We start from the raw sequence: 21,624 nt of genomic DNA, 5'->3' as shown, positions 1-21,624 counted from the left end.
TTCTGAAAGGCCCCCCATGCTCAAGACCGCCGTCCAGGAACAGCTGCTGCCCGGGGACACCCTCCAGGCCAAGTGGGACGTCGCCCGGCAGGCCGGATACGACGCGATCGAACTGCGCGGCAAGGGCGACTTCCACTTCGCCTCCCGCCTCGGTGAACTGAAGCAGGCCCGCGAGGACGGAGTCGTCATGCCGACCGTCTGCGTCGACATGCTGCACTTCCTCGGCGCCTTCGACGAGGGCGTCCGCCGCGACGCCGTCGCCCAGATGAAGTCGCAGCTCACCGTCATCGCCGAGATCGGCGGCGTGGGCGCCCAGACGCCCGCCTCGTACGGCATGTTCTCCCGCCGGCTGCCGCCCTTCGAGCCGCCGCGCACCGAGGAGGAGGACCGCGAGGTGCTCCTCGCCGGTCTCACCGAACTCGGCGAGCACGCCCGCAAGGAGGGCGTCACGCTCTTCCTGGAGCCGCTCAACCGCTACGAGGACCACATGGTCAACCGGCTCGACCAGGCCGCCGACCTGATCCGCGCCGTCGGCCTCGACTCGGTCCGGATCGGCATCGACAGCTACCACATGAACATCGAGGAGACCGACCCCGCCGCCGCGATCGTCGCCCACGCCGACGTCATCGGGCACGCCCAGGTCTCCGACTCCAACCGCTTCCAGCCCGGCGCCGGACACCTCGACTGGCCCGCCTGGTTCGGCGCCCTGCACACCATCGGCTACGACGGCCACCTCGCCCTCGAATGCCGGCTGGCCGGCGACCCCGTGGACGCCGTGCGCTCCGTCCCCGCCTTCCTCGCGAGGTCCGGCGCGTGAACTCTCCCGACCTCCTCGACCGGCCCGCGCCCGCCGCGCCCGCAGACCTGACCCTGCGGCGCGGTGCGGCGCGGGTCCTCCTCGACAACTGGACCGGCGCCTCCACCGTCCCCTCCCGCACCCTCTACCCGCACCAGTGGAGCTGGGACTCCGCCTTCGTCGCCATCGGGCTGCGCCACCTCTCGGTGCGCCGCGCCCAGCGCGAACTGGAGTCCCTGCTGGCCGCGCAGTGGGCGGACGGCCGCGTCCCGCACATCGTCTTCAACCCGGCCCTGCCGCACGACGCGTACTTCCCGAGCCCCGACTTCTGGCAGTCCTCCCGGGCCGGCCGCGCCGCGGGCGCACCGTCGGCCGCCGAGACCTCGGGCATCGTCCAGCCGCCCGTGCACGCCCTGGCGGCCTGGCTGGTGCACCGCGCCGACCCGGACGAGTCCCGCCGCCGCGGATTCCTCGCCCGCGTCCACCCGCGCCTCGCCGCCTGGCACGACTACCTCCTCGGCCGCCGCGACCTCGGCGGCGGCGGCCTCGCGGCCGTCGTGCACCCGTGGGAACCCGGCATGGACAACAGCCCCTGCTGGGACCGGGCGCTCCAGCGGGTCGAGCCCAGCCCGCCCGACACCTTCCGGCGCGCCGACCTCGACCACGGCCACCCCGCCGACCGGCCCACCGACCTCGACTACGGCCGCTACGTCCGGCTGGCCACCGAGTACCGGGAAGCCGGCTACGACGACCGCGCCGCCCCCCACCGGTTCGCCGTGGAGGACCCGTCCTTCAACGCGCTGCTGGCCGTGAGCGAACTGGCGCTGGCCGCCATGGCCCGCGAACTGGGCCTGCCGGGGGAGCGGCACACCGAGCGGGCCGCCGCACTGACCCGGGCGCTGGTGGACCGGCTGTGGGACGCGGAGGCCGGACTGTTCCGCGTCCGCGACCTGCACACCGGCACCCACGTCGACGAGCGGAGCGTCAGCGGCCTGATCCCGCTGCTCGTCCCGCACCTGCCCGCGGACGTCGTCCGCGGCCTGCACGCCACGCTGACGGGGCCGCACTTCAGCGCTCCGGCCACCCGCCTGATCCCGAGCTACGACCTGACCGGCCCAGCCTTCGACCCCACCCGGTACTGGCGCGGCCCCGCCTGGTTCAACACGGCCTGGCTCATCGAGCGGGGACTGCGCACCCACGGCCTGCGGCAGGACGCCGACGTGCTGCGCGCCGACTTCCTCGCCCGGGCCGGACACTCGGGGTTCGCCGAGTACGTCGACCCCGACACCGGCGCGGCCCGCGGCACCCGGCACTTCTCCTGGACCGCCGCCCTCACCCTCGACCTGCTGAGCACCGGCCCGGCGGCGGACGTCCCGACGCGGTACGACGCGACGGAGGCCCGTTCATGACCGCGGCCGAACCCCGCGTCCAACTCGTGCGCGACGCCACCTTCGTACGGCTCGGCACCGACGGCGAGATCACCGGCACCCGCGGCACGGCGCCGGACGGCCTGTTCTTCCAGGACGCCCGGCACCTGAGCCGCTGGCGGCTGACCGTCGACGGCACCGCGCCCGTCGTCCTGGTGCCGGCCACGGCGGACGGCGACGACACCGCCGCCTGCGTCCTGTCCCCCGAGGGCACCCGGGACCACCCGCCCGCGTACACCGTCTTCCGGCGGCAGAGCGTCAGCGCGGGCGCGTTCACCGAACACCTGACCCTGGTCAGCAACCGCCCCGAGCCCGTGACCGCCCACGTCGAGTTGACCGTCGGCGCCGACTTCGCCGACCTCTTCGAACTCCGCGCCGACGACCGCCACTACGCCAAGCCCGGCGCCGCGTACGAGACCCACGACGGCGCCGACGGGCCGGTCTTCACCTACCGGCGGGCCGAATGGCATGCCCGTACGGAACTCACCTGCCGCCCCGCCCCGGACACGGCCGGGCCCGCGGAGCCGGAAGGGGACGCCACCGTCCGGACCCTGTCCTGGCGGCTGCCGCTCGACGCGCACGGGCGGGCCGAGGTGCGGCTGACCGCCCGCGCCCACCCGCACGGACACACCGCGCCCACCCCTGCCACCCCCGCCGCCGGCCAACGGCACCCGCACGGCCACGAGTCCGCGCCGGACGACCTCACCCGCACCTGCGAACGCGGACCGGCCGACCTCGACCTGCTGACCATCCCGGTCACCGGTGTCGACGGCGAGCACCTGCGCGTCCCCGCCGCCGGAATCCCCTGGTTCATGACCCTGTTCGGGCGGGACTCGCTGCTGACCTCGTACTTCCTGCTGCCGTACCGGCCCGCGACCGCGGCCGCGGTGCTGAGCGCGCTCGCCGCCACCCAGGGCGAGCGCCACGACACCTTCAGCGGCGAGCAGCCCGGACGCATCGTCCACGAGACACGGCACGGCGAACTCGCCCACTTCCGGCAGGTCCCGTACGGGCGGTACTACGGCGCCGTCGACGCCACCCCGCTCTTCCTCGTGCTGCTCCACGCCCACCACGAGACGACCGGCGACCGCACCCTGGCCGTCCGCCTGGAGCGGCACGCCCGGCGGGCCGTCGACTGGATGCTCACCGACGGCGGCCTGGAACGGCACGGCTACCTCGTCTACACCCCCGACCCGAACGGCCTCGTCAACCAGAACTGGAAGGACTCCGAGGGCGCCGTCTGCTTCGCCGACGGAACCCAGGCCGAGGGGCCGATCGCGGTCTCGGAGGCGCAGGGCTACGCCTACGACGCGCTTCTGCGCACCGCCGAACTCGCCGCAGGCGTCTGGGGCGACGAGCCCTACGCGCACCGCCTGCGCGAGACCGCCGCCGCACTGCGCGCCCGCTTCACGGCGGACTTCTGGATGCCCGGCGCCGACTTCCCGGCCCTCGCTCTGGACGGCGACGGCCGCCAGGTCGACGCGCTGGCCTCGGACGCCGGGCATCTGCTGTGGTCGGGCATCCTCGACGAGGACCGCGCCCGCCGGGTGGGCAGGCGGCTGCTTGAGCCGGACTTCTTCTCCGGCTGGGCCATCCGCACCCTGGCCGCCGGACAGCGCCCGTACCACCCGCTCTCCTACCACCGGGGCAGCGCCTGGCCGCACGACAACGCGGTCGTCGCGCTGGGCCTGGCCCGCCAGGGACTCGCGGACGAGGTGCGCACCGTCGCCGACGGCCTGATCGCGGCGGCGGCCCACCACGGCCACCGGCTGCCCGAGGTCCTGGCCGGCTACGACCGCTCGGCGACCCCCGCCCCGGTCCCGTACCCCCACTCCTGCTCCCCGCAGGCCTGGGCGGCGGCCACCCCGCTGGCCCTGCGGACGGCGCTGGGGGAGGGGCGGCTCAGCCCGTGAGGGACGCCGGCGATGCCGCCGTGCTCGCGCGGACGACCAGGCGCGGCTCCACCGACGCCGGTTCGGGCACCGTCTCGGGGGCGGCGAGCAGTACTCCGCCAGCTGGATGTCGTCGACGCCCACCACGGAGATGTCCTCCGGGACGCGCCGCCCCAGTTCGCGCAGCGCCCGGACGACCCCGAACGCCATCTCGTCGCTCGCCACGAACACCGCCGTCGCGTCCGGGATCCGGCCCAGGACCAGGCCGCCCCGGTACCCCGAGGCGGGCGACCAGTCGCCCTCCAGGGGCGGCGCACCGCGCGTCCGGCGGCCTCCAGCGTGAACGGTTGACCGCTCCTGGAAGCAGACTCGCCCTCGTGGCCGTCGCCACCGCGCTCGCCCTCGCCGGCGGCGCGTCCCTCGGGTCCCCGACCGCGTCCGCGTCCGATCCCGGCACCACCTACACCGTCACCGTCGGCGACAAGGGCTCCTGGACCCGGCCCGACGACACCCCGGCCGCCACCCACATCGACAAGGACGGCACCTTCTACTACCAGCAGGCCCACGCGCTGTACGGCGCCGACGACAGCCGTGCGTGGAGCTTCTACACCGGCACCGACTTCGACACCGCCGAACGGTCCGACGCGATCGGCGACGCCGCCGACCCCGACGAGCCCCGGGACCGCAACGACGACACCACGTGGCGGTGCAACAACAGCCCGACCGGCAATGAGTCCACCTTCCCGCCCTACGGCTCGCACTACGCGTGACGGTGTGACGGCAGGGCCGGGACACAGGCGGTGTCCCGGCCCTGCCGTCGCGTTCGGGTCAGGAGCCGGACAGCTCACCGCGGACCGTGTGGGCGGCGGCGACCAGGTTCTTCAGCGAGGAGCGGATCTCGGGCCAGCCGCGGGTCTTCAGACCGCAGTCGGGGTTGACCCACAGGCGTTCCGCCGGGATCGCGGCGAGCCCGGTGCGCAGCAAGCCCGCCGCCTCTTCGGCGCTCGGCACGCGGGGCGAGTGGATGTCGTACACGCCGGGCCCGGCCTCCCGCGGGTAGCCGTGGGCGGCCAGTTCGCGGGCGACCTGCATGTGGGAACGGGCGGCCTCCAGGCTGATCACGTCGGCGTCGAGGTCGTCGATGGCCCGCACGATGTCGCCGAACTCGGCGTAGCACATGTGGGTGTGGATCTGGGTGTCCGGGCGTACGCCACCGGTGCTGAGCCGGAAGGCCTCGGTGGCCCAGACCAGATACGCGGGCCGACCGGCCGAGCGCAGCGGCAGGGTCTCGCGCAGCCCGGGTTCGTCGACCTGGATCACGGAGGTCCCCGCGGCCTCCAGGTCGGCCACCTCGTCGCGCAGGGCGAGGGCGACCTGGCGGGCGGTGTCCGCGAAGGGCTGGTCGTCGCGGACGAAGGACCAGGCCAGCATGGTGACCGGACCGGTAAGCATGCCCTTGACCGGGCGGTCGGTGAGGGACTGGGCGTAGGTGGTCCAGCGCACGGTCATCGGCTCCGGGCGCGAGACGTCACCGGCCAGCACGGGCGGGCGGACGTAGCGGGTGCCGTAGGACTGCACCCAGCCGTGCCGGGTGGCCAGGTACCCCGTCAGCCGCTCGGCGAAGTACTGGACCATGTCGTTGCGTTCGGGCTCGCCGTGCACCAGCACGTCCAGGCCGGTCTTCTCCTGGAAGGCGACGACCTCCCGGATCTCCGCGCGGATGCGCTCCTCGTAGCCGTCCGTGTCGATCCGTCCGGCCCTGAGGTCGGCGCGGGCGGTGCGCAGCTCACCGGTCTGCGGGAAGGAGCCGATGGTCGTCGTCGGCAGCGGCGGCAGCCGCAGGTGCGCCCGCTGGGCGGCGGCGCGTTCGAGGTACGGCTGGGAGCGGCGCGCGTCGGCCTCGGTGACCGCGCCGGTGCGGGCGCGGACGGCGGGGTTCCGGGTGATGGGGGAGCCCGCGCGGGAGGCCAGGTCGGCGCGGTTCGCGGCGAGTTCGGCGGCGATCGCGCCGGTGCCGCGGGCCAGGCCCTTGGTGAGGGTGACGGTCTCCGCCGTCTTCTGCCGGGCGAAGGCGAGCCAGCGCAGGATCTGCGGCTCGATGTCCCGCTCCGCGGCCGTGTCCAGGGGCACGTGCAGCAGCGAGCAGGAAGCCGACACGTCCACGCGGTCGGCCAGACCGAGCAGGGTGCCGAGCGTGGTCAGGGAGCGGGACAGGTCGTTCACCCAGATGTTGCGGCCGTTGACGATCCCCGCGACCAGGCGCTTGCCCGGCAGACCGCCCACGGCGGCCAGGTCCTCCAGGTTGGCCGCGGCGGCCTCCGTGAAGTCCAGCGCCAGCCCCTCGACCGGCGCCTTGGCCAGGACCGGCAGGGCGTCGCCCAGGCGGTCGAAGTACGAGGCGACCAGCAGCCGGGGCCGGTCGGTGAGGGCGCCCAGGTCACGGTAGGCGCGGGCGGCGGCGTTGAGTTCGGCCGGCGTGCGGTCCTGGACCAGGGCCGGCTCGTCGAGCTGCACCCACTCGGCACCGGCCGCGCGCAGGTCGGCGAGGACCTCCGCGTACACCGGCAGCAGCCGGTCGAGGAGGGTGAGGGGCTCGAAGTCCCCGGGGGCGCCGGGCGCGGGCTTGGCGAGCAGCAGGTAGGTGACAGGGCCGACGAGCACGGGGCGGGCGGCCAGACTCAGCGCGAGGGCCTCCCGCAGCTCCCCGACCTGCTTGCCCGAGTCGGCCGTGAACACCGTGTCAGGATCCAACTCCGGGACGAGATAGTGGTAGTTGGTGTCGAACCACTTGGTCATCTCCAGCGGTGCGACGTCCTGGGTGCCGCGCGCCATGGCGAAGTACCCGTCGAGCGCGTCGGCGGCGACGGAGTCCCGGTGACGCGCGGGGACGGCACCGACCATCACGGTCGTGTCCAGCACGTGGTCGTAGTACGAGAAGTCACCGGTGGGCACCTCGTCGACACCGGCCTCGGCGAGCTGCCGCCAGTTGGCGGCGCGCAGTCCTGCGGCGGTGGCGTGGAGGGCGTCGGCGGTGACGCGGCCCTTCCAGTAGCCCTCGACGGCCTTCTTCAGTTCCCGGTCGGGGCCCTGGCGCGGATAGCCGTACACGGTGGCGTGCACGGGGGCGGACGTACGGGTCACGGAGATCTCCTTCGCGAGACGAATCCCTGAGATCCCGGCAACGGGACGAGAGCGCGAAGGGTGACGGCACCCGGCGGCACGAACCGGCGCGCGGGGCGCCGTCGTCCGCCTATATGTACGCCGACCCGCCCACGAGGTCACCGGGATGTCCGCGCACGAGTCGTTCGTACGCGGGCAGTTGGCAGGTCTTCGGACTCGCGGGCACGTCCTCCGGGAGGACACCTACTGGCCGTCGCTTCCCAGGTCCTTCTTCACGACCCAGTGCGTATGACGGCGGTCGTTCCCACTCACCGCTGCGGGGCAGTCCCGGATTCCCACCGGGTTCCCTCTTGCGACGCATCCCGCCGTGGGGGTCCCCCCATGCTTTTGGGCTATGGGGGAGGACGGGGCGAACCAGCTGCACCGGTCACCCTACCGGGGGCGGCCTTGGTAGCGGCCGGTCGTGTCCGGCATGCGGACGGTGCGGCGGGACACGCCGCCGGCGGACTACCGCGGGGCCCAGTGGCTCCGGTCCCGATCCGGCGCGTCGACGTGGCGCGGGCAGGCCGTGGCGTGCGCCGTGCCCAGCGAGGTCCACCACACCTCGCAGCAGTCGGCGCCCAGGGGGACGCGGGCGGCGGCGGGGCGGGTGCACTCCGGGCCGTGCACGGCGCCGTCGGAGTGCTGCCAGAAGGCGCAGCACGGGGCGAGGCCGAGCGGCTGCCGATGAGGCGGGCGGGCCAGGAGTTCGGCCCGGCGCGCCAGTACGGTCCGGCGCCGGTGCTCGGCTCCCTCCCGGGCGGCACACCAGGCCATGACCCCGGCGGCGTAGAGACCGGGCAGGGCGAGCCAGGGGTGGTGGCTGCCCGCGTACCAGGCGGCGGCGAGCAGGAGAACGGCGGCGGCACGGCACCCGCGTGCGGTGCGCAGGCTCGGTGTCACAGGAGACTCCCGTGGGTCGGCGACGGAGAAGGTCCTCGGGACACCCGTATGCCCGCGGTTCGCCGACCTACGTCCACGAATCGCGCCAGGCCGTGTCCGGGCGGGTCCTCAGCCGCGTGGACGGGCGGAAATCCCGTTGCGGGCGCCCGCCGACGCCCCGATTCTGCTCGCATGTCCCCCGCCGACCTGCGACCGGCCACCCTTGCCGACGCCCCCGCCATCACCCGACTCCTCAACGAGATCGACCGGATCGAGATCGGCCGCCCCGAGACCGACCAGCACACCGTCGAGGCCGACCTCAAGCATCCCGAGACGGATCTGACCCGGGACTCGTGGCTCGCCTTCGACGGCGGCCTGCTGGTGGCGTACGGGCTGCTGTGGGACGAGTCCGGCGGCGAGCGCGTCGACATCGACCACTACGTGCTGCCCGGCCACCAGGGCACCGGCCTGCGGCTGCTGGCGGCCATGGAGGATCGCGCCCTCGCCAAGGCACGGGCCAACGGGGCCGCTCGGGCCGTCGTCCACCTGCACCTCAACGCCCGGCCCACGACCGACACCGCGCTCCTCGCGGACCGGGGCTGGAGGGTCGTCCGGTCCCACCACGTCCTGCGCCGGGCGGTGGACCCGGCGGCCGACCTCCCGCCGCGGGCCCCGGCCGGGGTGCGCGTCCGGGCCTGCGCGACGGAGGCGGACCGTGTCCGGGTGCACGAGCTGTACCAGCGGGCGTTCGCCGACCACTTCGACTTCCAGCCGCGCCCGTACCGGCTCTGGCTGAGGGACATCGACGCCGAGGGGCTCGACTGGTCCCTGGTGTGGATCGCCGGCACCGACGACCTGGGCGACGCCGGGTTCCTGCTGGCCCGGGACGACCGCGAGGCCATGGGCTGGATCCGCGCCCTCGGCGTGCTGGGCGAGGCACGGGGGAGGGGCCTGGGCGGGTTCCTCCTGCGGCACGCCTTCGCGCACTTCGCCGGGCGGGGCCGGGACACGGTGGGCCTCGGGGTCGACACGGCGAACGCCACCGGCGCCCCGCGGCTCTACGGCCGCAACGGCATGACCGTCCACTTCGCGGTCGACACCTGGGAGGCCGTCATCGGCTGACGCCCGGTGCGGTACCGGGCGGCGGTCCGTGCCGCCGGCCGAGCGCGTCAGAGCACCATCGCGACCGTCACCGCACCGAGCAGCGCCACGTACGTCCACGCGTGCGCGCGGTCCGGGATGCGGGGCGGGCGGCGCCGCAGCACCGCGATCACCGGCAGGGCGCCCAGGAGCAGTCCGGCGGCGGCACGGAGGTCGACGAGACCGACCAGGTGCGCGGGGGCGCCGGCCAGGCCCTGGGCACCGGCCAGGAAGACCGCGGCGGCCGGCAGCGCGATGGCGAGGGTCAGCGGGTTGGCCGGCGCGGTCGCCACCCGCATGCTGTGCCCGGCCCGCCGCATCGCCGGGACGGTCAGCACGCTGCCGCCCACCCCGAGGAAGGCCGCCACCGCGCCGACCGGAGCGCCGACGACGGCGGGCAGCGGACGGGGTACGCCGTCGGCCGCCGCCTCGGACGGGGCGCGCGGGCGCAGGAAACCGGGGCGCAGCAGCAGGGCCACGACGGTGAGGGCGACGTAGGCGACGAACGCCCAGCGGATCAGAGCGGCCGGTGCCACCCGCGCGGCGAGCGCACCGGCTGAGGAGCCGGCCGCGAGCAGCAGGAGCAGCGGGCCGCTGCCGCGCAGCTCGGCCAGCACCCGGCGCGGCGTGACGGCCGTCGCGAACCCGGCGACAGTCCCACCGTCTGGCGGGCCCGCGCCCGCCTGCTCGCGGCCGTCCCGCTGCTGCGTACCGCGTCCGTGACCGAGGTCTCCGGCCGGCTCGGCTACGCCTCACCCGCGGCGTTCACCGCCGCCTTCACCCGCACCTTCGGCCTCCCGCCGTCCCGCTTCACGGCGAGCCACCGGGCACGCCGTTAGGTCTGCTGCCGCTCGTCGCGCCGCGCCTGCTTCCGCGCGTGATGGCCCAGGGCCGCGCTGCGGCTCGTCGACAGATGGTGCAGGACCAGTTCCTGGACGCGCTCCACGTCGCGTTCCGCGATGGCCCGGTAGAGGGCCTCGTGTTCCAGGGCGACGGCCATCAGGTCGTCGTGCTGGCCCATGAGCCAGCGCAGGCGGCTGCGCAGGACCCGTTCGAGTTCGTTGAGCAACTCGTTGGCGGCCAGCGAGATGACCGTCTGGTGGAAGTCGGCGGCCGCCCTGCGGGCCCCCACCGCGTCGTCCGCGCGGGCCGCGTCGAGTTCGGCGTCCACCGTCGCGCGGAGCCGGTCCAGCCCTTCGCGGGTGTGCCGCCCGGCGGCGAGCCGGAAGGCCAGGGTCTCCAAGCCCGAGCGAACCTCGTCGAGGTCGGCGATGTCGCTGGTGGTGAACTCCCGCACCACCGCCCAGGTCCGCGGCCGCGGAGTCACCAGCCCCTCCGACACCAGCGTCCTCAGGGCCTCCCTGACGGGCAGCCGGCTCACGCCCAGGGCCTCGGCCAGCTCCCGTTCGACCAGGCGGCTCCCCGGTCGCCGCACGCCGTCCACGATCTCGTCGCGCAGCCGTCGCGTGACCCGCTCGGACTCGGGCATGAAGCCCTCTGACGCAGCCATCGCCGTCCTTCGTCCCTCTTCCCGTTCCGAGCCGCACGACCGCGCCGTGCGGAGCGGCGGTCGGGCGGCCCGTCAGAATACCCCGGAGCCGGCCGCCGACCGGGGCGAGGGATGACCCGGCGACGGGTCAGCCCACCCGCGGGGGCCAGTTGACGATCCGCTTGGCACGCGGAGGAGCGTAGGTGCGCACCTTGGACGTGGACAGGCCGAGCCGGACCAGGGACTCGGCGACCGTCACGGCGGCCGTGACGCCGTCGACCACGGGGACACCGGTCCGTTCCACGACGCGTTCGGCGAGGCCGGCCATGCCTCCGCAGCCCAGGCAGATCACCTCGGCCCGGTCGTCCTCAACCGCGCGGGCGGCCTGTTCGGTGATGGCGTCCACGGCGGCCTGTTCGTCCCTCTCCAGTTCGAGCACCGGCAGCCCGCTGGCGCGCACCGAGGCGCACCTGGCGCTCAGTCCGGCCACCTCCAGCCGCTCCTCGATCAGCGGGACCGTACGGTCGAGGGTGGTGACGACGGAGTAGCGGCGGCCCAGGAACTGGGCGGTGCTCGCCGCGGCCTCGGTGATGTCGACGACGGGCACGTCGAGCAGTTCCTGGAGCCCTTCGCGGCCGTGCTCCCCGTAGCCCGCCTGGATCACCGCGTCGAACGGCTCCCGGTGGGCCCGGACGGTCTCCATGACGGCGACGGCGGCGAGGTAGCTCTCGTAGTTGCCCTCGACGGACTCCGCGCCGAAGGCCGGGGTCAGCGGGACGATCTCGGTGCCCTCGGAGGCCGCGGCGGCGGCCTGCTTGCCGATCGCGTCGGTGATGGACTGCGTGGTGTTGACGTTGACCACGAGGATGCGCATGGGTGGGCCTTCTGCTCGGGTGGGCGGTTCCGCGGGTCGCTGCGCGGCGGGGTGGGGGGCAGGTTTGCGGCGATGGTGGGGCTGCGTCGCTACGGCGGGGTTGGTTCGGGGCGATGGTGGGCCTGCGGCGCTGCGGCAGGGTTGTTCGGCGGCGCCGGCGGGGGTTGTTCGGCGGCGACGGCGGGTCGCTGCGCGGCGGCGGGGTTGGTTCGGGGCGATGGTGGACCTCCGGCGCTACCGCAGGACTGCGTCGCGGCGACCGCCGACTTACGGCGTTACGGCGGGGCCGCCCCGCCACAACCGTGCAGCTACTCCGCCGCGACGGCGATGGCCTCGCCGTCCACGTCGCGGATCGGCGAGGCGCGGTCGGCGATGAGCGCGTACAGCACGGCGGCGACGATCGCTCCGACGAACCAGGAGAACCCGGCCGCGGCGTGGAAGTAGGGGACCAGGGCGACGACGACGGCGACGGCGGCGCTGGGGACGAAGGCGGCGACGGCGCGCGGGTTGTAGCCGCGGCGGTAGTGGTACTCGGCGCCCGCGTCCTCCGTGTAGAGGGCCGGCACGTTCACCCGGGACTTCCGCAGCAGCCAGTAGTCCGCCATGATCACGCCGAACAGCGGGCCGAGCAGCGCGCCGAGCCCACCGAGGAAGTAGTTGACGACGACCGGGCTGTTGTAGAGGTTCCAGGGCGTGATCACCAGGCCCAGTACCGCACTGACCAGACCGGCGCGGCGGAAGTCGAGCCGGTGCGGGAAGAGGTTGACCAGGGCGTAGATCGGCGCGACGAAGTTGGCGAGCAGGTTCACCGCCACCGTGAGGGCGATCAGGCTGAGCGAGGCGACGGCGAGCAGGAACATGTTGGGGATGGTCCGCACGATGTCCGTCGGGCTGGTGATGACGTGCCCGTCGAGGCTGAACTGGGCGCCGCTGAGCACCGCCACGATCACGGCGAAGAACAGCATGTTCACCGGGATGCCGATCACGTTCCCGCGGACGATGGAGCCGCGGCTGCGCGCGGACCGGGTGAAGTCGCAGAAGTTCAGCACGAACGTCCCGTAGATCACCACCCACAGGGCGGCGGCCTGCAGCACCTGGAGCCACATCGCGCCGCCGGTGAGCGGATCGTCGACGGACAGGGAGATCGAGCCGTCCGCCCGGACGAACATCCACACCGCGAGCGCGCACATGGTGAGCAGCGTGGTGGGCGCCGCGAACGCCATGTACCGGCGGATCATCTGCATGCCGTAGCTCACGATGAGCACCTGGAGGGCCCACAGGACCAGGAAGGTGATCCAGCCGAGCGTCGACTGTCCGAGCAGGGAGTTCGTGTCCAGGCGGGCCAGCCCGGGGAACATGGCCACCAGCAGGGCGCTCAGCACCGCGGAGGCGAGATAAGTCTGGATACCAAACCAGGCGATCGCGACGGCGCCCCGGACGACGGCCGGAATCTTCGCACCCTTGATGCCGAACGCGATCCGGCTCATCACCGGGAACGGTACGCCCGTCTTGTGGCCCATGAATCCGGACAGGGTGAGCAGGAGGAAGAGCAGGACCGAGGCGAGCGTGAAGGCGACGAGGATGCCCCACACGTTGAGCCCGAGGGCGAACAGTCCGATGGCGAAGGCGTAATTGCCCAGGCTGTGCACGTCGTTGGCCCAGAGGGTGAAGACGTTGTACGCGCCCCAGCGGCGCCCTTCACGCTTGGTCGGGGCCAGGTCGTACGTGTAGAGGCCGGAGCTGGTGGCGGTGTCACTGGTCTCCGCGGACGAGCGGCGGTCTTCCAGGGCAGTCATACGGGACTCCTGGGATCAGGATGCGGGGAGTTGGAGAGTTCCACAAAGTGGAAGCGGCTTTCCGATGAACAGAACGTAGTTTTCGCCAAACCGCACCGTCAAGAGGTCTACGGCAAATGGAATACCATTTCTCGCCCCGTTGACAGCCGGTCGGGGCCTCTCTAACCTGACGCCCCGCCATTACATCGATGTAAAGCTGCGGAAAGGGACCCCACCGTGCCTCCCAGCCCCTCACGCCATCCCCGCACGCACGTCGGCCTGCTCGTCGCCGCCCTCGTCGGGCTGCTCGTCGGCCTGCTCCCCGGGCTCACCGCCCAGGCCGGCGCCGCGCCGCCCGCACCCGAACCCCGTGCCGACACCGCCGCGGCCGCCGCGGCCGGCACCTTCCGCAACCCGCTCAACAGCGGGCCCGACCCGTTCATGACGAACTGGAAGGGCAACTACTACCTGACCACCACCCAGGGCGGCAGCATCAAGATGTGGCGCTCGCCGTCCCTGGGCACCCTGGCCGCGGCCGACCCGGTCACCGTCTGGACGGACACCGACCCCTCGCGCAACCGCAACATCTGGGCCCCGGAGTTCTACCGCTTCGGCGACCGCTGGTACCTCTACTACACCGCCGACGACGGCGTCGACGAGAACCACCGGCTGTACGTCCTGGAGTCGGAGCGCGACGACCCGACCGGCCCGTACCACTTCAAGGCCAAGCTCGCCCCGCCCAACCACGCCAACGACTTCGCCATCGACGCCGGTATCCTCCAGCTCGGCGGGCGCCTCTACCTCGCCTACAGCGGCATCAACCAGTACCAGCACAACGGGCTGAACATCGCGCCGATGTCCAACCCCTACACCGTCTCCGGCGACGCCGTCGCGATCAACGCGGCCGGCGGCTGCCCCGAGGTGCGGGAGGGGCCGGAGTTCCTGTACCGCAACGGGCGGGTCTGGATGACGTACTCGGCCTGCGACACGGGCAAGCCGGACTACCAGGTCTGGATGATGTCGATGCCCCTGACCTCCGACCCGCTGGTGCCGGGCAACTGGCGACAGCACCAGGGCGCGGTCTTCTCCCGGGCCGACGACCGGGGCGTCTTCGGGCCGGGCCACCACGCCTTCTTCCAGTCCCCGGACGGGACCGAGGACTGGATCGTCTACCACGCCAAGACCACGTCGGTGAACACCTACAGCAACCGCACCACCCGGGCCCAGAAGTTCACCTGGCGGGCCGACGGCAGTCCCGACTTCGGCCGTCCGCTCGCCATGGGCGCCACCCAGAACCTGCCCTCCGGCGACCCCGGCTCGGGCAACTACTGGATCAACGACGACGGCCGCTCCAGCGGCGCCGGGAGCGTCACCTACACCGGCGCCTGGAACTCCGGTTCGGGCTGCGCCACGCAGTGCTTCTGGAGCGACGACCACTGGAGCGACCGGGCCGGTGCCACGGCCACCTTCTCCTTCACCGGCACCCGCATCGCCCTGCTCTCGGTCAAGGACACCGGCAACGGCTACGCGGCCATCAGCATCGACGGCGGTCCCGAGCAGCGGGTGGACTTCCACAACCCGATCCGCGTCGGTGAGGCGGTGCAGTACACCAGCCCACGGCTCGCGAACGGCAGGCACACGCTGCGCGTCCGGGTCACCGGGGAGCACAACTCCCAGTCCGGGGCGTCCTTCGTGAGCGTCGACCGCGCCGAGGTCTACACGAACTGACCCGCCCGGGCCGACCGGTCCGTCAGCGCCGCGCGTGGCCCTGCGTGCTCTCCCTCAGGACGAGCCGGTGGGCCACGATGCGGTCCTGCGGCGACTGCACCCCGGACTCGGCGCCGGCCCGCACGCCGTCCGGTCCGGTCGCGTCCTCGATGCGGCGTTGCAGCAGTTCCACGGCGACCTTCGCCACCGCCGCCTTGTCCGGGGCCACCGTGCTCAGCGTCGGCACGCTGAACCGGCCGCCCTCCACGTCGTCGAAACCGACCACGGCGACGTCCCCGGGCACGTCCGCCCCGTGCTCGTGCAGCGCGCGCAACGCGCCCAGCGCCAACTGGTCGTTGAGGCAGAGCAGCGCGTCGGGCCGCGCGCCGTCACGCAGCAGCCGCGTCACCGCCCGCGCTCCGGCGGGCATCCGGAAGGAGTCGACCGGGACCACCAGGGACGGGTCGTAGGCGATGCCCGCTTCCGCCAGGGCGGCGCGGTACCCCCGGGTGCGGGCCTCCGCCGTGCCCAGGCCCGGGGCGTCGACCCCGCCGACGGCCAGGATGGTGCGGCGGCCGAGGCCGATCAGATGGCGGGTCGCCTCGCGCGCGGCACCTTCGTTGTCGATGGCCACATGGTCGGCGCCCTCCTCCAGCAGTTCCCCGAGCAGCACGGTGGGCGGGAAGCCCGAGCGGTCGCGCAGGTCGTCGGCGGTCAGGGCGAGCGGGCTGAGGATGATCCCGTCCACGAAGGTGGAGCCGAACCCGGCCAGCGCCGCCAGCTCGTGGGCGCGGTCCGCCCCGGACTGGTGGATCAGGACGGTCAGCGAACGCTCCTCGGCCTCGCGGATCACATGCCGGGCCAGTTCGGCGAAGTACGGTATGTCCAGTTCCGGGACGACGAGCGCGATGATGCCGGTTCGGCCCTTGCGCAAGTGGCGGCCGGCCAGGTTCACCCGGTATCCGAGCTGTTCGATGGAGTCCCGCACGACCCGCCTCGTCCGGTCGGAGACGTGGGCGTAGTCGTTGATGACATTGGACACCGTCTTCTCCGAAACGCCCGCGTGACGTGCGACGTCCTTGATCCTGGGCCGTGCCACCGAGACCTCCCTGCCTCTCTCGCGCCGCATGAGTCTATGTCCCGGCGCGGTCACGGTCGCCGCTCTGCGGCCTCAGCTCTTTACAGCCAATGTACATCGATGTAAAAACTAGCCACCGCATGAGCTCCGGCCGTCGAAAGGTCCGCGATGAGTTCTCGTTCGCCCCTCCAGGGGGTGCCGGCCGTGTCCGACCCGCTACGCCGCCTCAGCCGCCGCCGGCTGTTGCGCCACGCCATGGCCGGGACGGGAGCCCTGCTCGCCGCCGGGCCCCTGTCCGGCTGCGCCTCACCGGCCTCGGCCTCCGGGGCGTCCGCGCTGAGCGTCTGGGACCTGTTCCAGGGCGGCGACGGCATGCTCATGGACGAGATGATCGACGCCGTCTCCAAGGGCGACGACGGCTTCGACGTCGACCGCACCATCCTCGACTGGGGCCCGTCGTACTACACCAAGCTCGCCATGTCCGCCGCCGGCGGGCGCGCCTCCGACGTGGCCGCCATGCACCTGTCCCGGCTGGCGGGCTACGCGCCGGGCGGCCTGGTCGACCCCGTCGACCTGGACCTGCTCGCCGAATTCGGCGTCACCGAGAAGGACTTCACGCCGGCGGTGTGGTCGCGGACGCGGCACGAGGGGACCGTCTACGCGATCCCGCTGGACGTCCACCCCTTCATCGTCTTCTACGACAGGAAGGCCGCGGAGAAGGCCGGGCTCCTGGACTCCTCGGGCGCCCTGGCCCCCATGGGCTCGCCCGAGGCCCTGCTGGAGGCGGGCAAGGCCCTCGCCAAGGCCACCGGGCAGTCCGGCATCCTCTTCGGCCACGTCAGGGACACCGCGCAGAACTGGCGCCTGTTCGCCGGCCTGTACGCGCAGACCGGGGCCGAGTTCACCCTGCCGGACGGCGGTCCCGCCCGGATCGACGTCGACGCCGCCGTCCGCGTCGTGACGCTCATGACGCGGCTCTTCGACGGGAAGACCAACCCCAACAACCTGGACTACGACGGCGCGCTGGCCGCCTTCACCGGCGGTCGCGGCGGCATGGCCATGCTCGGCGAGTGGGAGCTGCCGACGCTGAAGGAGTCCGGCATCGACCTGGGTGCCGCGCCCTTCCCGCAGGTCTTCGACAAGCCGGCCGTCTACACCGACAGCCACAGCTTCGTCCTCCCGCACCAGGAGGACCCCGACCCGGCCCGGCGCCGTGAGGCCCACCGGTACATCGCGGCGATCCTCAAGCAGAGCCTCACCTGGGCGAGCGCCGGTCACATCCCCGCGTACCAGCCCGTCCTCGCGGAGCCCGAGTACGCGGCCCTCGAACCGCAGTCCTCCTACGCCGACGCCGCGAAGGTGGCGGTGCTCGACCCGCCCAACTGGTTCGTCGGCGCCGGTTCGAACTTCCAGAACCGGATGTGCCAGCCGCTCCAGTCGGCGCTGCTGGGCAACACCTCCCCCGAGAAGGCGGTGCGGCAGATGATCCGCGAGGCGGACGCGCTGCTGCGACAGCCCAACCCGGTGGCCTGACCCAGCAGAAGGAGTGACCGACGTGACCACCACCGCACCGCTCGGCGCCGAGGAGCGGACCCACCCGCCCGCCGGCCCCGCGGACGGCCGCCGCGCCGTCCTGCGCCGGATACGCCCCGGCAACGGATTCGTCTTCGTCCTGCCCTTCCTGCTCGTCTTCGGCCTCTTCATGGTCTGGCCGATCGTGCAGGGGCTCTGGATGAGCTTCACCGACAGCTCGCTCGCCCTGCGCGACACGAGCTTCGTCGGCTTCGACAACTACACCGAGGCCTTCGGCGATCCGGACGTCTGGAGCAGCCTCGGCAACACCGTCTTCTTCACCGCCATCTCCAGCGTCCCGCTGGTACTGGTCGCCCTGGCCATGGCGCTGCTCGTGCACAGCGGGCTCGCCGGACAGTGGGCGTGGCGCCTGGCGTTCTTCGCCCCCTACCTGCTGCCCGTCACCGTGGTGACCCTCATCTGGACCTGGCTCTACCAGCCGGAGCTGGGCCTGGGCAACCAGCTCCTCGACACCCTCGGCATGGCGCCGGTCGGCTGGCTGTCCGACGAGTCCGTCGCCATGTGGTCCATCGCCGGCCTCACGGTCTGGTGGACGGTCGGCTTCAACTTCCTGCTCTACCTCGCGGCGCTCCAGTCGCTGCCCACGACCTTCGACGAGGCGGCGGCACTCGACGGGGCCGGTGCGTGGCGGCGGCTGTGGTCCATCACCCTGCCGCAGCTGCGCCGGACCACCGGACTGGTGGCCATGCTCCAGATCCTGGCCTCCCTCAAGGTGTTCGACCAGATCTACATCCTCACCAAGGGCGGCCCGGGCGGCTCCACCCGCCCCGTCCTGGAGTACGTCTACGACGTCGGCTTCACCGGCTACCGCCTCGGCTACGCCTCCGCCATCTCGTACCTCTTCTTCGCCCTGATCATCGTCGTCTCGCTCGTGCAGTTCCGTCTCTTCCGCCGGGAGGACTGACCGTGTCCGCAACCGCAACCGCAACCGCAACCGCCACCCCCGTCCGCGGACGGCGGCGTCCACCCCGTGAAGCGTCCGGCTCCCCCCTGCTCCTCGGCCACGGCCGGGTACCCCGAGTCCTGGCCGGCACGGCGCTCGTCGTCCTCGCGGTCCTCTGGGTGGTGCCCTTCCTGTGGGCGATCGCCACCTCCGTGCAGAGTGAGAAGGACGTCGCCGCCACCGGGCTGTCCCCGTTCAAGGGCGCCTTCACCCTGGACTCCTACCAGGAGATCCTGGAACGCGGGAACGTCGCCGTCTGGGCCTTCAACAGCTTCCTGATCGCCGGGCTGGTCACCGTGCTCACCGTGGTGGTCTCCACTCTCGCGGCGTACGGCTTCTCGCGCGGCACGTTCCGCGGCCGTCGGGCCCTGCTCGCCGTCACCGTCGCGGCCATCATGATCCCGCCGCAGCTGCTCGTCGTGCCGCTGTTCGACCAGATGTTGCTGTTCAACATGGTCGACACGTACGCGGCGGTCATCCTGCCCCAGGTCGTCGCCCCGATGATGGTGTTCATCCTCAAGCGGTTCTTCGACGGCATCCCCAAGGAGCTGGAGGAGGCGGCCCGGATCGACGGCGCCTCCGAGTTCCGGGTCTTCCGGTCGATCGTGCTGCCGCTGTCGCGGCCGATCGTGGCGGCGGTCGCGATCTTCGTCTTCATCGGGGCTTGGAACAACTTCATGTGGCCGTTCATCGTCACCAACGACCCCGACCTGATGACCCTCCCGGTGGGACTCGCCACCGTGAAGGACGCCTACGGCATCCAGTACGCGCAGTCCATGGCGTCCGCCCTGCTGGCTGCGCTGCCGCTGATCGTCGTCTTCCTCCTCTTCCAGCGCCGCATCGTCAACTCCGTGGCCACCACCGGCCTCGGCGGTTCCTGACCCTTCCCCTCACAGCTGTACACCCGGTCCGGCGCGCCCGCGCCCGCCCACCGATCGACTGGAGCATGTGTGTCCACTCACTCCGTACCGCGCCCGGAGTACCCGCGACCGCAGTTCGTGCGCCGCGACTGGCTCAACCTGAACGGCGCCTGGCAGTTCGAGACCGACCGGGGGGACAGCGGGCTCGACCGCGGGCTCCTCGACCGCGAGCTGCGCGACGAGATCCTCGTCCCCTTCCCGCCCGAGTCCGAGCTGTCCGGCATCGGCGACACCGACTTCCTGGAGGCCGTCTGGTACCGGAAGGCCCTCACCCTCCCCGCGGCCTGGGCCGGACGCCGGGTGCTGCTGCACTTCGGCGCCGTCGACCACGACACCACCGTGTGGGCCGACGGCAAGGAGGTCGTCCGGCACCGCGGCGGCTTCACCCCCTTCACCGCCGACCTCGGCGACATCGCCGGGGCGGGCGAGGAGGTCGTGATCACCGTCCGGGCCCGCGACCCCAAGTCCGGTCCGCAGGCGCGCGGCAAGCAGGCGATCAAGTACGCCAACCACGACTGCAACTACACCCGGGTGACCGGCATCTGGCAGACCGTCTGGCTGGAGCCCGTCCCCGACGTCCACCTGCGCCGCCCCCGGATCACCCCCGACCTGGCCGGCTCCGCCTTCCACCTCGAACTGCCCCTGTCCGGCAACCGGCCCGGCCACCGGGTACGCGCCGTGCTCAGCGACGCCGCCGGCGAGGTGAGCCGCGCCGCGGCACGCGCCGACCTGGACCTCGCCCCGCGCCTGCACCTGCCGGTGCCGGACGACCGGCGCCGCGAGTGGGGCCCCGAGGACCCGCACCTGTACGACCTGCGCCTCGAACTCCTCGACGCGGCGGGCGAGGTGGTCGACAGCGCCGAGAGCTACGCCGGCCTGCGCGCCGTCGGTCTGCGCGGCAAGGCCGTCCTCATCAACGGGCGCCCCCTCTTCCAGCGTCTCGTCCTCGACCAGGGCTGGTACCCGGACGGGCTGATGACCGCCCCGACCGACGAGGCACTGGTCAAGGACATCGAGCTGGGCATGGCGGCCGGGTTCAACGGAGCCCGGCTGCACCAGAAGGTCTTCGAGGAGCGCTTCCTCTACCACGCCGACCGCCTCGGCTACCTGGTCTGGGGCGAGTTCGGCGACTGGGGCTGCGAGACGGGCGGCTCCTCGGGCGACAACCAGAAGCCCGACGCCTCCTACGTCGCCCAGTGGCTGGAGGCGCTGGAGCGCGACTACTCGCACCCCTCGATCATCGGCTGGTGCCCGCTCAACGAGACCTACCAGAAGCTGCACGACCGGATCACCCAGCTCGACGACGTGACCCGCGCGATGTTCCTGGCCACCAAGGCCATGGACACCACCCGGCCGGTCGTCGACGCGTCCGGCTACGCCCACCGGGTCGCCGAGACCGACATCTACGACTCCCACAACTACGAGCAGGACCCGGCCGCCTTCCGGGAGCTGATGTCCGGCCTCTCCAAGGACGCGCCCTTCGTCAACGCCTACGAGAACGGCGCGCCCTACTCCCAGCCCTACCGGGGCCAGCCGTACTTCGTCAGCGAGTTCGGCGGCATCTGGTGGGACCCCGAGGCCGCCGCCGACCTCTCCGGCGAGGACCGCACGGTCTCCTGGGGCTACGGGGAACGCGTCCGGGGCGAGGACGAGTTCCACGAGCGGTTCAGCGGACTCACCGGGGTGCTGCTCGAGGACCGCGACATGTTCGGCTACTGCTACACGCAGTTGACCGACGTCTTCCAGGAGCAGAACGGCATCTACCGGTTCGACCGCGGCGAGAAGCTCGACGTCGCGCGCGTGCGGGCCGCGCAGGTCCGCCCGGCCGCGATCGAGGAGCAGGAACAGGCGTAACGCGACCGAAGGGGGGGGGGGGGGGGGCGGCCCCCCCCCCCCCCCGCCCCGCTGTTATGTTTTGGGGGGGCGCCGCGCGGGGGGCGCGGGTGGGG

General features: G+C 72.8%; 17 protein-coding genes, 2 pseudogenes and 1 riboswitch. Of the genes and pseudogenes, 11 read left to right on the top strand and 8 right to left on the bottom strand.

What is annotated here, in order from left to right; translation table 11 throughout:
* Nucleotides 1-16 precede the first annotated feature (16 nt).
* The 3 genes from ACFWR9_RS22970 to ACFWR9_RS22960 are packed head-to-tail and all read left to right on the top strand — an operon-like array spanning nucleotide 17 to nucleotide 4,136.
* Complete coding sequence (locus ACFWR9_RS22970) at nucleotides 17-817, top strand: sugar phosphate isomerase/epimerase family protein (protein WP_383845156.1); 801 nt, start codon at nucleotides 17-19, stop codon at nucleotides 815-817.
* The gene (locus tag ACFWR9_RS22965; RefSeq protein ID WP_383845154.1) at nucleotides 814-2,205 is read left to right on the top strand and encodes a hypothetical protein; all 1,392 of its coding nucleotides are present in this window, start codon (nucleotides 814-816) and stop codon (nucleotides 2,203-2,205) included. Before ACFWR9_RS22970 ends, ACFWR9_RS22965 begins: the two co-directional genes overlap by 4 nt.
* On the top strand, nucleotides 2,202-4,136 hold the full coding sequence (locus ACFWR9_RS22960) for a glycogen debranching N-terminal domain-containing protein (RefSeq protein ID WP_383845152.1): 1,935 nt from the start codon (nucleotides 2,202-2,204) through the stop codon (nucleotides 4,134-4,136). The genes ACFWR9_RS22965 and ACFWR9_RS22960 overlap by 4 nt, the downstream gene beginning before the upstream one ends.
* Here the strand turns inward: ACFWR9_RS22960 and ACFWR9_RS22955 are convergent.
* A pseudogene (locus ACFWR9_RS22955) lies at nucleotides 4,126-4,483 on the bottom strand (substrate-binding domain-containing protein); the annotation flags it as partial. The gene ACFWR9_RS22960 and the pseudogene ACFWR9_RS22955 overlap by 11 nt on opposite strands.
* Between ACFWR9_RS22955 and ACFWR9_RS22950 the strand changes: the two are divergent.
* Nucleotides 4,463-4,885 (top strand): hypothetical protein, encoded by a 423-nt coding sequence (locus ACFWR9_RS22950; protein ID WP_383845189.1) that lies wholly within the window; start codon nucleotides 4,463-4,465, stop codon nucleotides 4,883-4,885. The pseudogene ACFWR9_RS22955 and the gene ACFWR9_RS22950 overlap by 21 nt on opposite strands.
* 58 nt (nucleotides 4,886-4,943) lie before the next feature.
* Here ACFWR9_RS22950 and metE read toward each other — a convergent pair whose 3' ends face one another.
* Both metE and ACFWR9_RS22940 read right to left on the bottom strand, forming a co-directional pair.
* Entirely contained in the window at nucleotides 4,944-7,256 is a 2,313-nt protein-coding gene (gene metE / locus ACFWR9_RS22945; RefSeq protein ID WP_383845150.1) for a 5-methyltetrahydropteroyltriglutamate--homocysteine S-methyltransferase, read from the bottom strand.
* 183 nt (nucleotides 7,257-7,439) lie between these two features.
* A riboswitch (cobalamin riboswitch) is annotated at nucleotides 7,440-7,587 on the bottom strand.
* 155 nt (nucleotides 7,588-7,742) lie between these two features.
* Nucleotides 7,743-8,177 (bottom strand): hypothetical protein, encoded by a 435-nt coding sequence (locus ACFWR9_RS22940; RefSeq protein ID WP_383845148.1) that lies wholly within the window; start codon nucleotides 8,175-8,177, stop codon nucleotides 7,743-7,745.
* A 171-nt stretch (nucleotides 8,178-8,348) separates the two neighbouring features.
* Between ACFWR9_RS22940 and ACFWR9_RS22935 the strand changes: the two genes are divergently transcribed.
* Entirely contained in the window at nucleotides 8,349-9,278 is a 930-nt protein-coding gene (locus ACFWR9_RS22935; RefSeq protein ID WP_383845146.1) for a GNAT family N-acetyltransferase, read from the top strand.
* A gap of 47 nt (nucleotides 9,279-9,325) precedes the next feature.
* Here the strand turns inward: ACFWR9_RS22935 and ACFWR9_RS22930 are convergent, their stop codons facing one another.
* Nucleotides 9,326-9,913: a TSUP family transporter gene (locus tag ACFWR9_RS22930; protein WP_383845144.1), complete on the bottom strand. Its 588-nt coding sequence runs from the start codon at nucleotides 9,911-9,913 to the stop codon at nucleotides 9,326-9,328.
* Between the two features lie 15 nt (nucleotides 9,914-9,928).
* Here ACFWR9_RS22930 and ACFWR9_RS22925 point away from each other — a divergent pair.
* Nucleotides 9,929-10,135: pseudogene (locus tag ACFWR9_RS22925) on the top strand (helix-turn-helix domain-containing protein); the annotation flags it as partial.
* Here the strand turns inward: ACFWR9_RS22925 and ACFWR9_RS22920 are convergent.
* The 3 genes from ACFWR9_RS22920 to ACFWR9_RS22910 all read right to left on the bottom strand — a co-directional run bounded on the left by ACFWR9_RS22920 (nucleotide 10,132) and on the right by ACFWR9_RS22910 (nucleotide 13,455).
* Entirely contained in the window at nucleotides 10,132-10,806 is a 675-nt protein-coding gene (locus ACFWR9_RS22920; RefSeq protein WP_383845142.1) for a GntR family transcriptional regulator, read from the bottom strand. The pseudogene ACFWR9_RS22925 and the gene ACFWR9_RS22920 overlap by 4 nt on opposite strands.
* A gap of 127 nt (nucleotides 10,807-10,933) precedes the next feature.
* A complete protein-coding gene (locus tag ACFWR9_RS22915; protein WP_383845141.1) occupies nucleotides 10,934-11,659 on the bottom strand; it encodes an aspartate/glutamate racemase family protein in 726 nt (241 codons plus the stop codon).
* A 308-nt stretch (nucleotides 11,660-11,967) separates the two neighbouring features.
* Entirely contained in the window at nucleotides 11,968-13,455 is a 1,488-nt protein-coding gene (locus ACFWR9_RS22910) for an NCS1 family nucleobase:cation symporter-1 (protein WP_383845139.1), read from the bottom strand.
* A 216-nt stretch (nucleotides 13,456-13,671) separates the two neighbouring features.
* On the opposite strand from ACFWR9_RS22910, the gene ACFWR9_RS22905 reads away from it, so the two are divergent.
* Nucleotides 13,672-15,162: a family 43 glycosylhydrolase gene (locus ACFWR9_RS22905; RefSeq protein WP_383845137.1), complete on the top strand. Its 1,491-nt coding sequence runs from the start codon at nucleotides 13,672-13,674 to the stop codon at nucleotides 15,160-15,162.
* Nucleotides 15,163-15,184: 22 nt separating this feature from the next.
* Here the strand turns inward: ACFWR9_RS22905 and ACFWR9_RS22900 are convergent, their stop codons facing one another.
* Nucleotides 15,185-16,240, bottom strand: a complete 1,056-nt coding sequence (locus ACFWR9_RS22900) for a LacI family DNA-binding transcriptional regulator (RefSeq protein WP_383845135.1) — start codon at nucleotides 16,238-16,240, stop codon at nucleotides 15,185-15,187.
* 147 nt (nucleotides 16,241-16,387) lie between these two features.
* On the opposite strand from ACFWR9_RS22900, the gene ACFWR9_RS22895 reads away from it, so the two are divergent.
* The 4 genes from ACFWR9_RS22895 to ACFWR9_RS22880 all read left to right on the top strand — a co-directional run bounded on the left by ACFWR9_RS22895 (nucleotide 16,388) and on the right by ACFWR9_RS22880 (nucleotide 21,529).
* Nucleotides 16,388-17,752, top strand: a complete 1,365-nt coding sequence (locus ACFWR9_RS22895; protein WP_383845133.1) for an extracellular solute-binding protein — start codon at nucleotides 16,388-16,390, stop codon at nucleotides 17,750-17,752.
* A 22-nt stretch (nucleotides 17,753-17,774) separates the two neighbouring features.
* Nucleotides 17,775-18,716, top strand: coding sequence for a carbohydrate ABC transporter permease (locus tag ACFWR9_RS22890; RefSeq protein WP_383845131.1), 942 nt, complete (start codon nucleotides 17,775-17,777; stop codon nucleotides 18,714-18,716).
* A 2-nt stretch (nucleotides 18,717-18,718) separates the two neighbouring features.
* Nucleotides 18,719-19,636, top strand: coding sequence for a carbohydrate ABC transporter permease (locus ACFWR9_RS22885; RefSeq protein WP_383845129.1), 918 nt, complete (start codon nucleotides 18,719-18,721; stop codon nucleotides 19,634-19,636).
* A gap of 69 nt (nucleotides 19,637-19,705) precedes the next feature.
* Nucleotides 19,706-21,529, top strand: coding sequence for a glycoside hydrolase family 2 protein (locus tag ACFWR9_RS22880; protein ID WP_383845127.1), 1,824 nt, complete (start codon nucleotides 19,706-19,708; stop codon nucleotides 21,527-21,529).
* The last annotated feature ends 95 nt before the right edge of the window (nucleotides 21,530-21,624 follow it).

This window comes from Streptomyces sp. NPDC058534, assembly GCF_042717365.1.
Lineage (GTDB): Bacteria > Actinomycetota > Actinomycetes > Streptomycetales > Streptomycetaceae > Streptomyces.
This window is presented reverse-complemented; position numbering and strand designations above follow the sequence as displayed.

What these genes read in the sequence shown, in the direction of transcription:
- ACFWR9_RS22970 (WP_383845156.1), top strand. Translation starts at nt 17, where the DNA reads ATGCTCAAGACCGCCGTCCAGGAACAGCTGCTGCCCGGGGACACCCTC.
- ACFWR9_RS22910 (WP_383845139.1), bottom strand. Translation starts at nt 13,455, where the DNA reads ATGACTGCCCTGGAAGACCGCCGCTCGTCCGCGGAGACCAGTGACACC.
- ACFWR9_RS22935 (WP_383845146.1), top strand. Translation starts at nt 8,349, where the DNA reads ATGTCCCCCGCCGACCTGCGACCGGCCACCCTTGCCGACGCCCCCGCC.
- ACFWR9_RS22915 (WP_383845141.1), bottom strand. Translation starts at nt 11,659, where the DNA reads ATGCGCATCCTCGTGGTCAACGTCAACACCACGCAGTCCATCACCGAC.
- ACFWR9_RS22895 (WP_383845133.1), top strand. Translation starts at nt 16,388, where the DNA reads ATGAGTTCTCGTTCGCCCCTCCAGGGGGTGCCGGCCGTGTCCGACCCG.
- ACFWR9_RS22960 (WP_383845152.1), top strand. Translation starts at nt 2,202, where the DNA reads ATGACCGCGGCCGAACCCCGCGTCCAACTCGTGCGCGACGCCACCTTC.
- ACFWR9_RS22920 (WP_383845142.1), bottom strand. Translation starts at nt 10,806, where the DNA reads ATGGCTGCGTCAGAGGGCTTCATGCCCGAGTCCGAGCGGGTCACGCGA.